We start from the raw sequence: 12,570 nt of genomic DNA on the forward strand, positions 1-12,570 counted from the left end.
CAGCGACAGCATCGGATCCTGCAGGTTGGCCATGATGAAGGCTTTGACGCGGTCGCGCGTGGTCTCGCGCATGGCCGCATCGCTCTGCATGCCCATCTGATCCAGGACAGCCAGGCGCACCAGATTGGCGATGGTGTCGGCAAACTCGGTGCCGCCGCGCGGGCCAGCCAAGGCAGGCAGTTCGGCGAAGGCCGACGAAAGCAGATCGAAAACCAGCCGGCCAACGCCCTGACGGCCGGAAAAGCGGTGCACCGCCGTATCATCCAGATTGAGACCTAGCCGCGTCAGGCGGTCGCGCGGCAGCAAAACAGCGAGCTGGTTGATCGGTTCGGGATTGGAAACGATGTAGGTGCGCGTGGTGTCGTACATGCTCCATTCGCCGGGTGTCAGCACCAGCTTGCGCCCATTCTGTTCGAATCGGCCAGCGCCTTCGATCTGAGCCACGATTTTCACATATCCGCGGTCATCATTGAGAATCTGGTTTGGCGTACGCACCACGCGGTGGCGGCTGGCGATGATGCGGCACAGTTTGAGACCGCCGATATCGCCGAGTTCAAGCCGGCCATCGAACCGGCTGTCGCCATAGGTGTCGGACTGCAGATGCCCAATATGGCGTCCGACGAAATCGCCCCACAGGGCCAGCCGATCAGCCGGCGCCACTTGCGAGGTGGAGACCACCGCAATCGCGTTCACTTATCCTCCCCTTCGTTGGGCTCCCAACTATTCCAGTTTAGCCGCGAACCCGCGCCAGGTTAAGCGGAAAGCAGCATTGTTTCTGCACCTATCGACTCGCGTGATTCCTTTGCGGCACAAGCACTTGCTGCGCTGCAAAATGACATGCGTATGCGGAATGATGTTCACTCTGGGATAAGTCGGGGTTCCTTCTCGGGCAAGAAGCCGGACGTGGCAGTGGCTACTTTCACAACACTGCCGGCGGTCATGACCCCGGCCGATAGGGAGAGAAACAATGACACGCAGATTCCGCATACTGGCGGCCGCGTTGGCTGTCGGCCTCGCCGGCACGCTGTCGCTGGCGGCCCCAAATCAGGCGCTGGCTCAGGACAAAATCAAGATCGGCTACGCCATTTCCAAGACCGGGCCAAATGCCGGTGGCGCCAACATCACGCAAATCCCGAATTACCAGCTCTGGGTCAAGGAGCTGAATGACAAGGGTGGTCTGATGATCGGCGGCAAGCGCGTGCCGGTCGAAGTCATCGAATATGACGACCGCTCGAATTCCGAAGAAGCAGTGCGTGCGGTCGAGCGCCTGATCACCCAGGACAAGGTCGATCTTCTGCTGCCGCCCTGGGGCACCGGTCTCAACCTGGCTGTCGGTCCGGTCTTCAACAAATACGGCTATCCGCAACTGACCTTCAGTGCCGTGACCGATCAGGCTCCGGCCCTGGTCAAGCGCTGGCCGAACAGCTTCTGGTTCCTCGGTACCAGCGCGCAGTATATCGACGCACTTGTCGATCTTCTGTCCAAGCAGCAGAAGGCCGGAAAGATCAATGGCACTGTTGCCATGATCAGTGTGGCTGACGGTTTCGGTATCGATCTGTCCAAGGCTGCTCGCGATGGTCTCACCAAAGCTGGCTTCAAGCTGGCAATGGACAAGAGCTATCCGATCGGCACGCAGGACATGTCGCCGCTGATCAGCGAGGCCCAGCGTTCCGGTGCCGACACCTTCATCGCCTTCAGCTATCCGCCGGATACCGTGGCGATCAACGACCAGTCCAAGGTGGCAAGCTTTGCGCCGAAGGTGATGTTCACCGGTGTGGGCACGGGCTTCCCGCTGTTCCCGCAGCGCTTTGGTGCCAATGTCGAAGGCATCATGTCGCTCGGCGGCTGGGATCCGAACAATGCAGGCACTACCGAGTATCGCAAGAAGCATGTTGCCATGCATAGCCGCGACCCGGATTACTGGGGCAGCCAGCTCGGCTACGTCTCGCTGCAGATGCTGGAGCAGGCGGTCGAGCGCGTCGGCAAGATCGATCGTGAAGCGATCATCAAGCAGCTGCAGACCGGAACCTTTGATACTGTGCTGGGCAAGATCAAGCTGGTCGACAACATGCCGCCGAAGGGTACCTATGCCTATATCGGCCAGTGGCAGAACGGCCTCTTCACCGGCATCGCGCCAGATGGTGCAAATATGAAGCCGATGGTGATTCCGAAGCCGGCCTGGAAGTAAGAGTGGTGGGACGGGCGCGGCGGCTATCCCTGTTGCCGCCGCGCCCGAATTTTCGTTTCTGAAGGTCAAGTAGATATGTTTGTCGAAGCCCTGCTGACGGGCATCACGCTCGGCGGCATGTATGCGCTGGTCGCCATGGGGTTGACGCTCCAGTATGGCGTGGCGCGCATCATGAATCTGTCCTACGGCGAAATTCTGGTCGCCGCCGCTTTTGCCGTGTTCTGGCTGTTCACCGCGGCCGGCCTCAATCCATTGCTGGGGCTGGTACTGATCGTACCGGCGGCCTTGCTGGTGAGTTGGCTGATCTATCGCATTCTGCTGCTGCCGCTGGTGCAGCGTGCGAAAACCCGCGATGCGCTTGAGGTGGACAGTATCCTGGCCACCTTCGGGCTGCTGTTCGTGGTGCAGGGCGTCATGCTGGTGCTGTTTGGCGGCGCCTATTACAGCTACTCCTTCCTTGCCATTCCGGTGAATGTTTTCGGTGTCACCATCGCGGCCAACCGCCTGCTGGCGCTGGCTTTTGCGGCTGTGATCGGCCTGGCGCTCTATCTTGGCCTGACCCGCACCCGTGCCGGCACGGCCCTGCGTGCCGTCGCCGTCGACCCGGTTTCAGCCCAGCTGGTCGCCATCGATGTGCGTGCGGCTGCGGCCATAGCCTTTGCGCTGGGCGGCGCGCTGGTGGCATCGGGCGGTGTGCTGGTCTCGATGTTCCTCACCTTCAATGCCAATATCGGCGTGGTCTTCACCATGAAGGCGCTGATCATCGTCATCATGGGCGGTGTCGGCAACATGCTGGGGGCACTGGTCGCCGGCCTGATCCTTGGCCTGACCGAAACCTTCGTCGCGACCTGGATTGACCCGGGCCTGACGCTTGCGGCCACCTACACGATCTTCCTGATCATCCTGCTGGTGCGCCCACAGGGTCTGTTCGGCAGGAGCGGGCGATGATGCTGTCGCTGCCTGTAAAAATCGTCGGGGTTTTGGCCCTGATTGCCGTGCTGGCCTGCGTGCCGCTGGTGGCCGATGGCTATCGTCTGTCGCTGGCCATCAGCTTGCTGAACTACACGGTTCTAGCCACTGCCTGGGCACTGTTTTCCGGTCCGACGCGTTATGTCTCGCTGGCCACCGTCGCCTTCTTCGGTATCGGCGTCTATACGGTGGCCGTTCTTGGTGAAGTACTGGCCTGGCCGCTGGTGCTGCTGATCGCGCTTGGTATCGGTACTGTTGTTGCCCTGATTGTCGGTCTGGCCACTTTGCGGCTCTCTGGCGTCTACTTCGTCATCTTCACCTTCGGCCTGGCCGAACTGGTGCGCCAGCTGGTCACTTGGTTCGAGGTCAACAAGACCCGCACGCTGGGCCGCTATGTTTTTGTTGATATCACCACAGACCAGATTTACTGGCAGTTGCTCGCGCTCGTTGTCCTTGTCTTTGCCGCAGGACTTCTGATCCGGCGCTCACGACTTGGTCTTGCCTTGCGGGTGATCGGCGATGACGAGACCGTGGCGCGCCATGTCGGCATCAATGTGACCGCAGCCAAGGTTGCTCTGTTCATACTCAGTGCAGCCTTCATGACGCTCTGCGGCGCTGTGATGGCGCCGCGCTGGAGCTATATCGACCCCGCAATTGCCTTCAATCCGGTCACGTCTTTCCAGGTTCTGATCATGGCGCTGCTGGGCGGCGTGCATCGGCTCTATGGCCCAGTCCTCGGCGTCGTGCCGCTGACCCTGCTGTTCGAATTCCTGCTCGCCAATTTCCCGAATCATTTCAGCATCCTGATCGGCATTGCCTTCATGCTGATCGTCTATGCCATTCCGAACGGCATCGCGGGTCTGGCGGAAAAACTGTTCTCGCGGCGGAAGAGGGCGCAGCCATGACTGCAACGCCCTTGCTGGCTGTAAAAGGCCTGACCCGCCGCTTCGGCGGCCTGGTTGCCGTCGATGACCTGGAGCTAACCGTCCGCAATGGCGAGATTGTCGGTTTACTGGGACCAAACGGTTCTGGAAAAACCACGGCGCTCAATCTGATCTCCGGTGCACTGAAGCCTGACAGCGGCACGGTTGCACTGCGCGGTGGTCTGATACAGGGGCTGGCGCCTTTCCGCATCGCGCGTCTGGGTGTCGCCCGCACTTTCCAGCTGGTACGCGTACTGGGCTCAATGACCTGCCGCGAAAACGTATTGGCAGGACTTGCCTTCGGTACCAGCAACGAATGGGGTTCGCGCGCCGAGGCCAATGCCGACGCTCTGCTGGACCGTGTCGGCTTGACGGGCCGCAGTACCGTGATGACCACCGAGCTGACCTATATCGACCAGAAACGGCTGGAGCTGGCCCGCGCCCTGGCACTACGACCGCAACTGCTGCTGCTGGATGAATGGCTGGCCGGCCTCAATCCAACCGAACTGTTGCAGGGGATAGAGCTTGTACGGTCTTTACGCAGCGATGGCATCGCCATCCTGATGGTCGAGCATGTGATGGATGCGATCCGCTCGCTCTGCGATCGCTGCGTGGTGATGAATGCCGGTCGGCGCATCGCTGAAGGCACGCCAACGAGCGTGCTGGCCGATCCTGAAGTGATCCGGGCCTATCTGGGAGACAGCGATGCTTGAGATCGCTAATCTCTCTGTCTCCTATGGCAAGCATCGCGCGGTTGACGATGTCTCTCTGGCTGTTTCACAGTCGGAGATTGTCGTGATCCTGGGCGCCAATGGCAGTGGAAAAACCTCGCTGCTCAAGACGGTCGGTGGCATCCAGCCGGCAGCAGGTGGCGCCCGGATCATACTGAACGGCACCGACCTGACCAGACTACGCGCCCATAGCATCGTCGAGGCCGGTCTGGCCCTGGTGCCGGAGGGGCGCGGCATTTTTGGCGAACTGACCGTGCGGGAAAACCTGATGCTTGGCGCCTATGCCAGGCGTGCCCGCGCCAGTGAAGCGGAGAATCTCAACCGTGTATTGACATTGTTCCCGCGCCTGGGCGAGCGCATGACACAGGCAGCCCGCACCATGAGCGGTGGCGAACAGCAGATGGTCGCCATTGGCCGGGCCTTGATGTCCGCGCCTGATATTCTGCTGCTGGATGAGCCATCGCTCGGTTTGTCGCCGCTCATGTGCGGTGAACTGTTCGGTGCACTCACCCGTATCCGTCAGGCTGGCATCGGGGTTCTGCTGGTAGAGCAGAATGCCAAGCGCAGCCTTGCCATCGCCGATCGCGGCTACCTGCTGGAAAACGGACGTATCGTTGGCCAGGGCAGCGCGACATCACTGCAGAACGATCCCGCCGTACAGCGCGCCTATCTTGGCGTTGCGCATTCGGCTGTCTGATTTCACCTGAGAAAAATGGAGAGCACAGCATGTTCAACATCGACCTGCTGATCGACGGCAAGACCATCCCGGCCGCTGGAGGCCGTACCTTCGAGCGTCGCAATCCACTGAACGACAGTGTCGCCAGCAAGGCAGCTGCTGCCGATATCTCTGACGCCCGCGCCGCGGCCGATGCGGCGGCCAAAGCTTTCCCGGCCTGGTCGGCAATGGGGCCCAACGAGCGGCGTGCCCTGCTCAACAAGGCCGCCGATGCCATGGCCGCCAGGACACCGGAATTCATCGCGCGCATGGCAGCCGAGATCGGCGCCACTGCCGGCTGGGCCGGCTTCAACGTGCATCTGGCAGCGGGCATGCTGCGTGAGGCCGCCGCAATGACCACGCAGATTGGTGGCGAGGTGATCCCGTCTGACAAACCCGGCTGCATTGCGATGGCGGTGCGTCAGCCGGTTGGCGTGATCCTGGGCATCGCGCCATGGAATGCGCCGGTGATTCTGGGTACCCGCGCACTGGCGATGCCGCTGGCCTGCGGCAATACCGTGGTGCTGAAGGCGTCTGAACTCTGCCCCGGCACCCATCGCCTGATTGCCGAATGCCTGCTCGAGGCCGGTCTTCCCGCTGGCGTGGTCAATGTCGTAACCAATGCCCCGGCCGATGCCGCCGCTGTTGTTGAGGCTCTGATTGCCCATCCGGCGGTGCGGCGGATCAATTTCACCGGCTCGACCAAGGTGGGACGCATCATCGCCGAGACGGCAGGCCGCTACCTCAAGCCGGTACTGCTGGAACTGGGCGGCAAGGCACCGATGCTGGTGCTGGACGATGCCGATCTGGACGAGGCGGTGAAGGCTGCCGCGTTTGGCGCCTTCATGAACCAGGGCCAGATCTGTATGTCAACCGAACGCTTGGTGGTTGACCGCAAGGTGGCCGACGAATTCGTCGGGAAATTCGCCGCCAAGGCCAATACGCTGGTGGCTGGCGATCCGCATAAGGGTAATACGCCGCTGGGTGCCGTGGTCAGCAGGGAAGCCGTGCAGAAGGTGCAGGATCTGATCAAGGATGCGACCGCGAAAGGCGCCAAGCTGGTGTCCGGCGGTCGCGCCGAAGGCGCCATCATGGATGCCGCCGTGCTCGATCATGTGACGCCGGACATGAGCATCTACCATGAGGAGTCCTTTGGCCCCGTGGTCTGCGTGGTGCGCGCGCAGGATACCGACGATGCCGTGCGGATCGCCAATGACACGGAATATGGTCTTTCGGCTGCGGTGTTCAGCCGCAACATCGCCCGTGCCATGGATGTGGCCCGTCGCATCGACAGCGGCATCTGCCATGTGAATGGCCCGACAGTGCATGACGAGGCGCAGATGCCCTTCGGCGGCACCAAGGCGTCCGGCTATGGCCGTTTCGGTGGCAAAGCCGGCATGGATCAGTTCACCGAGCTGCGCTGGATCACCATCGAGACCCAGCCCGGCCGATTCCCGATCTGAGGTCTGTCATGGCTCTGCTGGATGGCAAGGTCTGTATCGTCACCGGTGGCGCCGGCAGCCTCGGCCTGGCATCGGTGGCGGAATTCCGCCGTGAAGGCGGTCGCGTCATGCTGGTGGATCGCGACATGGCGGCCATCGAGGCGGCCATCGCCAAGATCGGCGGTCCAGGCAAAGATATTGCAGCCTGTGCCGCCGATGTGGCGAGCACCGAAGGCACGCAGCGCTATATCAATGAGACGGTCTCACGCTGGGGCAAAGTTGACGTGCTGTTCAGCAATGCCGGCATCAGCGGAGTGATCCGACCGGTGACGGATTACCCCGAAGATGTGTTCGATGCGGTGATGGCCGTGAATGTGCGGGCCTCATTCCTCGCCTGCAAATACGGCCTACCGCAGATGAATGACGGTGGCAGCATCCTGATCACCTCCAGCGTGGTGGGAGTCACCAGTGATCCCGGCATCTGTGCCTATGCGACATCCAAGCATGCTGTGATCGGCCTGATGCGTACGGTGGCCAAGGAGGCGGCACCCCGCCGCATCCGCGTCAATGTGATTGCGCCGGGTCCGATCGACAACGGATTCCAGCTTGATATCGAGAAGGGCATCACTGCCGCCACCGGCCGGGACGGCACGAAACTGCTCGACTCCATCATTCCGCTTGGTCGCCATGGCCGGCCGGAGGAGATCGCCCGGATGGTACTGTTCCATGCCTCCGAGCTTGGCAGCTTCACCACCGGCAGTGTGCTGATGGCCGATGGCGGCATGCATATCTGATCGTTAACCCGCAGCAGGAGAGGAGGGCGCCCCATGCCTGAACTTGCCACGACCGAATTCTGGAAAGACCTGAAGCCGATCGCCAAGGTTTTTCAGCCCGATGCCCTGCCGGAAGTGTATCTGCAAAATGCACCGACCGAGGATGAACGGCTCTATGTGCCGTTTACCGACACGGTGTCATCGCGGCCGCTGTGGATCTCACCGTCGCAGAACAAGTGGTGCGATATCCTGATGGCGAAAAGCGCTGGCCTGGTCAATCGCCACTACCACCCCCATGAGGTCTTCGCTTACACGATCTCGGGCAAGTGGGGCTATCTGGAGCATGACTGGACTGCCACCGCCGGCGATTTTGTCTACGAGACACCGGGCGAGGGTCATACGCTGGTCGCCTATGAGCATAAGGATCCGATGAAGGTGTTCTTCACCGTCACCGGACCGCTGATCTGGCTGGACGAGAATGGCGAGCCGGCCGGCTATTTCGATGTGCACAATTACATCGAGCTGTGCCGGAACAATTATGAGAAGATCGGGATTGGCGCCGCCTATATCGACACGCTGTTCCGCTAGGCTCAAAGCGCCTGCGGGTGCGCGGCGCCATCCAGCACGATGCTCTGACCACTGACATAGCCCGCGCCGGCGCTGCATAGGTAAGCGCAGAGCCGGCCCAGTTCCGCCGGGTCGCCAAAGCGCCCGGCGGGCAGCTCGGCCTTGCGGGCCGCGACCACATCCTCCACCGGCTTGCCTTCGCGTTTGGCGCGGAAGGCAAAATTCGACAGCAGGCGGTCAGTGGCAAACGGGCCCGGCAACAGATTGTTGACCGTGACATTGTGCTTCGACAGGCCGCGCACGATGGTGGCGACGAAGCCATGCAGGCCACTGCGCGCAGCCGCGCTCAGACCCTGGGCATCGATGGGATGGCGTACCACGCTGGAGGTGATGTTGACAATGCGACCGAAGTTGCGCTCGGCCATACCATCGGCATAGGCAGCGATCAGCGCAATGGGCGCGCGCATGTTGGTATTGAGGGCCTGTTCCCAGTCGGCGGCTGACCAGCTGTGGTAATCGCCCGGCGGCGGCCCGCCGGCATTGTTGACGAGGATATCCGGGGCGGGACAGGCGGCCAGCAGGGTGGCGCGCCCGGCTTCGGTGGAGAGATCGGCGGCGACGGGGATCACCCGCACGCCATGCCGGACCGCGATCTCGCCGGCCGTTGCCGTAAGCGATGTCTGATCGCGCGCATTGAGGATGATATGTACGCCTTCGGCCGCCAGGGCTTCGGCACAGGCGCGGCCCAGGCCCTTGCTGGCGGCGCAGACGATGGCAGTACGTCCTGAGATTCCGAGATCCATGTTTCGCTTCCTCAATCCGCCCAGGGAATTGACCGGCCGGACATGTCTACATAAACGCTTTTCTGCCGCATATAGGCTTTGATGCCATCGCGGCCTTTTTCGCGACCGAGTCCGCTTTCGGCATTGCCGCCAAAAGCGGTTGCGATGCTGAACTGTTTGTAGGTATTGACCCAGACCGTGCCGGCATTCAGCGCGCGGCCGATGCGCCAGGCGCGGCGGAAATCACCAGTCCAGATGCCGCTGGCGAGGCCAAAGACGGTATCATTGGCGTCATGGATCAGCGTGGCTTCATCCCGGAAAGGCAGCAATATGCCCACCGGTCCGAAGATTTCCTCCTGCGCCGTGCGACAGCGATTGCTCAAGTTCTCGATCAGGGCCGGGGTGAAGTAATTACCGTCCTGCAGCGCCGGATCGGTGGGGCGCGTTCCACCGCAAAGCAGCCTGCCGCCTTCCTGCTGTGCCAGTTTCACATAGCCTTCCACCTTGTCGCGCTGCTGCGGCGTGATCAGCGGGCCGATCTGGGTGCGTTCCGATACCGGGTCACCGATGCGCAGGGCTTTGGTGCGTTCCACCAGGCGGTCGCGGAAGCCTGCGTAGATCGGTTCCTCGATAAAGATGCGGGAACCGGCAATGCAACTCTGGCCCTGGCTGGAGAAAATGCCGAACAGCACGCCATTGATGGCCTGCTCGATATCGGCGTCAGCGAAGACGATATTCGGCGACTTGCCGCCGAGTTCCAGCGATACCGGCATGATCTTCTCGGCTGCCACATGGCCGATGGCCCGGCCGGTGGCTGTGCCGCCGGTGAAGGTGACCTTGGCGATGCCGGGATGTGCGACCAGGGCCGGGCCGGTCACGGTGCCGGTACCGGGCAGCACGCTGAGCAGGCCCTTGGGCAGGCCGGCCTCCTCGGCCAGCTTTGCCAGCTCCAGTGCCAGCAGGGGCGAGAATTCCGATGGCTTGACGATTACGGCGTTGCCGGCGGCCAGGGCCGGGGCGACTTTTTGGGCTTCGCTGGCAATCGGTGAATTCCATGGCGTGATCGCGGCGATAACGCCGAGCGGTTCATGCAGGCTGAGCGAAAGGTAGTTGCCGCGCGATGGTGTGATGTCGCCTTCCAGGGTTTCGCAGGCGGCGGCGAAGAAGCGGAAGGTGCCGGCAGCACTGGCCACCAGGGCGCGGGTCTCCAGGATCGGCTTGCCGTTATCCTGCCGCTGCAGCTGGGCCAGCTTTTCCGAGTCGCGCTCGATCAGGGCAGCAATACGGTGCAGATAGCCTGCGCGCTGATGCGGCAGCAGATCGCGCCATGCCGGGTTCTGCATCGCCACCTGTGCGGCTTGCACGGCTTCGTCGACATCCTCAATGGATGCCGTGCTGACACTGGCCAGCACCTCATTATTGGCAGGGTTGCGCGTGATCAGTGGTGCGCCGCGGCCCGGGCGCCAGTTGCCGGCAACATAGAGTGGCAAGACGGTCATGTGATCGGTTCGATGAAAGGATTGCGACAGATTCAGCTTTACAAGGACGGTAGCCGAACCCTACGATGTTGCATATAGGAAATGACGTTTTGCTAATAAAACGTCTGACGCATTTCTACGAGGGCGATGCGATGGAGTTCAACCCCTATCTGGCCGACGTTTCCGCCGGTGCTGACGGCGACACCAACAAGGGCGGCCCTGATGCCGTCGAACATCCCGCACGCACGCCGAATATTCCCTGGCAGACACGCCCCGCCGCACTCACCGATTTCGAAGCCACACTGGCCGACACGCTGATGGCGATGTTCCGCGAGGGCGTCGAAGAGTTGCCGGCGATTGTCGCGAAACTGAATGCCAATGGCCCGCGCCATCCGGAAGGCAGCTGGACCGAGGCGAATTACCAGAGCGTGATGCAGCGCCTGGCCCAGGGGCAGGCCGCATGAGCATGCCACGGCTCGAATTCCGCCATGTCACCAAGCGCTTCGCCAATCCAAGGCAGGGTGGCGTGGTGGTGGCGGTGGAGGATGTCACCTTCAGCATCGCCGATGGTGAGGTGGTATCGCTGATCGGCCCGTCGGGCTGCGGCAAGAGCACGTTGCTTAATATGGGTTCCGGCCTTGATCCGGCCACGGAAGGCCAGGTTTTTGTCGATGGTGAACTGGTGACCAGGCCCAATCGCCATGTTGCCTTCATGCTGCAGAAGGATCTGCTGCTGCCCTGGCGCACCATCCGCGAGAATGTGGAGCTCGGCCTGGAAATCCAGGGCACAGCGGCCGCACAGCGGCGCGAGATTGCCCTGGCCCTGCTGGCGAAATGCCGGCTCAGCGACTTCGTCGAGCATTATCCGCACCAACTGTCCGGCGGCATGCGCCAGCGCGCCGCACTGGCGCGCACGCTGGCTGTCGATCCTGTGGTGCTGCTGATGGACGAACCGTTCTCGGCACTGGATGCCCAGACCAAGATGGTGCTGCAGCAGGATCTTGGCCGCACGCTGGCCGATACCCGCAAGACGGCACTGTTCATCACCCATGATCTGGTCGAGGCGATTGCGCTGTCCGATCGCATCCTGGTCATGAGCCACCGGCCCGGACGGATCATCGAGGAAATCCCGGTCGAGATTCCGGGCCGCGACAATCCGATGACCCGGCGCCAGGACCCGAAGGTCGGCGACTATGTGAAGCGCCTGATGGATCTGCTGCATGTCGAGCAGGCGGCAGCGTAACGCAACACCAGTGATCAACACGGAGGGGAATGTGATGACGACGATGCGTAAGATTTTACTGGCCAGCCTTGGCCTGGCTGTCGTGGCGGCTGCCGGCCTGCAGGACGTGCGTGCCCAGGACGTGACCTACCTGCTGCCGGCGCCCAAATCGCTGCCGGCCTTTGGTCCCTGGATGGTGGCGCAGCAGCGCGGCTATTTCAAAGCCGAGGGCCTGAATGTCGATTTCCAGATCGGCAAGGGCGGTGTTGACGTTGCCAAGCAGGTTGGCGCCGGCAATGCGGTGATCGGCGGCGGTATCGGCGATACTTCGATCATCGTGCGTCCCAATGGCGTGCCGGTGAAGACCGTTGCCCTGCTGGGCGGCGGCTCGCTGATGCAGCTGGTCCTCAACAAGGACAAGGGCGTCAAGACGGTCAAGGATCTGAAGGGCAAGACCATCACCGCGATGGCCTATCAGGACACTACCTATTTTGCCCTGCTGGGCATGCTCGCCACCCAGGGCATGACCAAGAATGACGTGAATGCCCAGGCTGCCGGCCCGGTCAACGTCTGGAAACTGTTTGTTGCCGGTGAGGCCGATGCCATGGCGGCGGTGCCGGAATGGACCGCTCAGGCGATGGCGGCCAAGATGAATATCGAGGTCATTCCGTCGGATGCGCATTTCAAGAGCATGGCGCAGGCCATCGTGGCGGCCGATGACGTGATCCAGAAGAATCCGCAACTGATCCAGAAGCTGGTCCGCGCCACGCTGAAGGGCAT

General features: G+C 62.0%; 14 protein-coding genes. 11 read left to right on the forward strand and 3 right to left on the reverse strand.

The genetic code is table 11. The features are described 5' to 3' along the window. Positions 1 to 693 (reverse strand): hypothetical protein (locus tag AAG799_RS19650; protein ID WP_341898556.1); only part of this gene is annotated, 693 nt, incomplete at its 3' end. A gap of 274 nt (positions 694 to 967) precedes the next feature. Between AAG799_RS19650 and AAG799_RS19655 the strand changes: the two genes are divergently transcribed. The 8 genes from AAG799_RS19655 to AAG799_RS19690 all read left to right on the forward strand — a co-directional run bounded on the left by AAG799_RS19655 (position 968) and on the right by AAG799_RS19690 (position 8,329). Then, on the forward strand, positions 968 to 2,188 hold the full coding sequence (locus AAG799_RS19655) for an amino acid ABC transporter substrate-binding protein (RefSeq protein ID WP_341898558.1): 1,221 nt from the start codon (positions 968 to 970) through the stop codon (positions 2,186 to 2,188). 75 nt (positions 2,189 to 2,263) lie between these two features. Beyond that, the gene (locus tag AAG799_RS19660) at positions 2,264 to 3,136 is read left to right on the forward strand and encodes a branched-chain amino acid ABC transporter permease (RefSeq protein WP_341898559.1); all 873 of its coding nucleotides are present in this window, start codon (positions 2,264 to 2,266) and stop codon (positions 3,134 to 3,136) included. Then, positions 3,133 to 4,062 carry a branched-chain amino acid ABC transporter permease gene (locus AAG799_RS19665; protein WP_341898560.1) on the forward strand — a complete coding sequence of 310 codons (930 nt, stop codon included), beginning with the start codon at positions 3,133 to 3,135 and terminating at the stop codon, positions 4,060 to 4,062. Before AAG799_RS19660 ends, AAG799_RS19665 begins: the two co-directional genes overlap by 4 nt. Beyond that, complete coding sequence (locus AAG799_RS19670) at positions 4,059 to 4,793, forward strand: ABC transporter ATP-binding protein (RefSeq protein ID WP_341898561.1); 735 nt, start codon at positions 4,059 to 4,061, stop codon at positions 4,791 to 4,793. Before AAG799_RS19665 ends, AAG799_RS19670 begins: the two co-directional genes overlap by 4 nt. Continuing rightward, entirely contained in the window at positions 4,786 to 5,508 is a 723-nt protein-coding gene (locus tag AAG799_RS19675; protein WP_341898562.1) for an ABC transporter ATP-binding protein, read from the forward strand. The genes AAG799_RS19670 and AAG799_RS19675 overlap by 8 nt, the downstream gene beginning before the upstream one ends. A 29-nt stretch (positions 5,509 to 5,537) precedes the next feature. Further along, positions 5,538 to 6,989 (forward strand): aldehyde dehydrogenase, encoded by a 1,452-nt coding sequence (locus AAG799_RS19680; RefSeq protein ID WP_341898563.1) that lies wholly within the window; start codon positions 5,538 to 5,540, stop codon positions 6,987 to 6,989. 8 nt (positions 6,990 to 6,997) lie between these two features. Then, complete coding sequence (locus tag AAG799_RS19685; protein WP_341898564.1) at positions 6,998 to 7,762, forward strand: SDR family oxidoreductase; 765 nt, start codon at positions 6,998 to 7,000, stop codon at positions 7,760 to 7,762. A 33-nt stretch (positions 7,763 to 7,795) separates the two neighbouring features. Further along, positions 7,796 to 8,329 carry a 2,4'-dihydroxyacetophenone dioxygenase family protein gene (locus AAG799_RS19690; RefSeq protein WP_341898565.1) on the forward strand — a complete coding sequence of 178 codons (534 nt, stop codon included), beginning with the start codon at positions 7,796 to 7,798 and terminating at the stop codon, positions 8,327 to 8,329. A gap of 2 nt (positions 8,330 to 8,331) precedes the next feature. Here AAG799_RS19690 and AAG799_RS19695 read toward each other — a convergent pair whose 3' ends face one another. Next, positions 8,332 to 9,111, reverse strand: coding sequence for an SDR family oxidoreductase (locus tag AAG799_RS19695; RefSeq protein WP_341898566.1), 780 nt, complete (start codon positions 9,109 to 9,111; stop codon positions 8,332 to 8,334). Between the two features lie 11 nt (positions 9,112 to 9,122). Further along, positions 9,123 to 10,589, reverse strand: a complete 1,467-nt coding sequence (locus AAG799_RS19700) for an aldehyde dehydrogenase (RefSeq protein WP_341898567.1) — start codon at positions 10,587 to 10,589, stop codon at positions 9,123 to 9,125. An 89-nt stretch (positions 10,590 to 10,678) separates the two neighbouring features. Between AAG799_RS19700 and AAG799_RS19705 the strand changes: the two genes are divergently transcribed. From AAG799_RS19705 to AAG799_RS19715, 3 genes are all read left to right on the forward strand, one after another. Continuing rightward, a complete protein-coding gene (locus AAG799_RS19705) occupies positions 10,679 to 11,032 on the forward strand; it encodes a recombinase-like helix-turn-helix domain-containing protein (RefSeq protein WP_341898568.1) in 354 nt (117 codons plus the stop codon). Beyond that, positions 11,029 to 11,811, forward strand: a complete 783-nt coding sequence (locus tag AAG799_RS19710) for an ABC transporter ATP-binding protein (protein ID WP_341898569.1) — start codon at positions 11,029 to 11,031, stop codon at positions 11,809 to 11,811. The genes AAG799_RS19705 and AAG799_RS19710 overlap by 4 nt, the downstream gene beginning before the upstream one ends. Positions 11,812 to 11,845: 34 nt before the next feature. Beyond that, a partial coding sequence (locus tag AAG799_RS19715; RefSeq protein ID WP_341898571.1) for an ABC transporter substrate-binding protein occupies positions 11,846 to 12,570 on the forward strand: 725 nt, incomplete at its 3' end.

The sequence above is a fragment of the Ferrovibrio terrae genome, assembly GCF_943371255.1.
Classification (GTDB): Bacteria; Pseudomonadota; Alphaproteobacteria; order Ferrovibrionales; family Ferrovibrionaceae; genus Ferrovibrio; species Ferrovibrio terrae_B.

Coding starts and splice junctions, on each gene's coding strand:
- AAG799_RS19655 (WP_341898558.1), top strand. CDS start 968: ATGACACGCAGATTCCGCATACTGGCGGCCGCGTTGGCTGTCGGCCTC.
- AAG799_RS19660 (WP_341898559.1), top strand. CDS start 2,264: ATGTTTGTCGAAGCCCTGCTGACGGGCATCACGCTCGGCGGCATGTAT.
- AAG799_RS19665 (WP_341898560.1), top strand. CDS start 3,133: ATGATGCTGTCGCTGCCTGTAAAAATCGTCGGGGTTTTGGCCCTGATT.
- AAG799_RS19670 (WP_341898561.1), top strand. CDS start 4,059: ATGACTGCAACGCCCTTGCTGGCTGTAAAAGGCCTGACCCGCCGCTTC.
- AAG799_RS19675 (WP_341898562.1), top strand. CDS start 4,786: ATGCTTGAGATCGCTAATCTCTCTGTCTCCTATGGCAAGCATCGCGCG.
- AAG799_RS19680 (WP_341898563.1), top strand. CDS start 5,538: ATGTTCAACATCGACCTGCTGATCGACGGCAAGACCATCCCGGCCGCT.
- AAG799_RS19685 (WP_341898564.1), top strand. CDS start 6,998: ATGGCTCTGCTGGATGGCAAGGTCTGTATCGTCACCGGTGGCGCCGGC.
- AAG799_RS19690 (WP_341898565.1), top strand. CDS start 7,796: ATGCCTGAACTTGCCACGACCGAATTCTGGAAAGACCTGAAGCCGATC.
- AAG799_RS19695 (WP_341898566.1), bottom strand. CDS start 9,111: ATGGATCTCGGAATCTCAGGACGTACTGCCATCGTCTGCGCCGCCAGC.
- AAG799_RS19700 (WP_341898567.1), bottom strand. CDS start 10,589: ATGACCGTCTTGCCACTCTATGTTGCCGGCAACTGGCGCCCGGGCCGC.
- AAG799_RS19710 (WP_341898569.1), top strand. CDS start 11,029: ATGAGCATGCCACGGCTCGAATTCCGCCATGTCACCAAGCGCTTCGCC.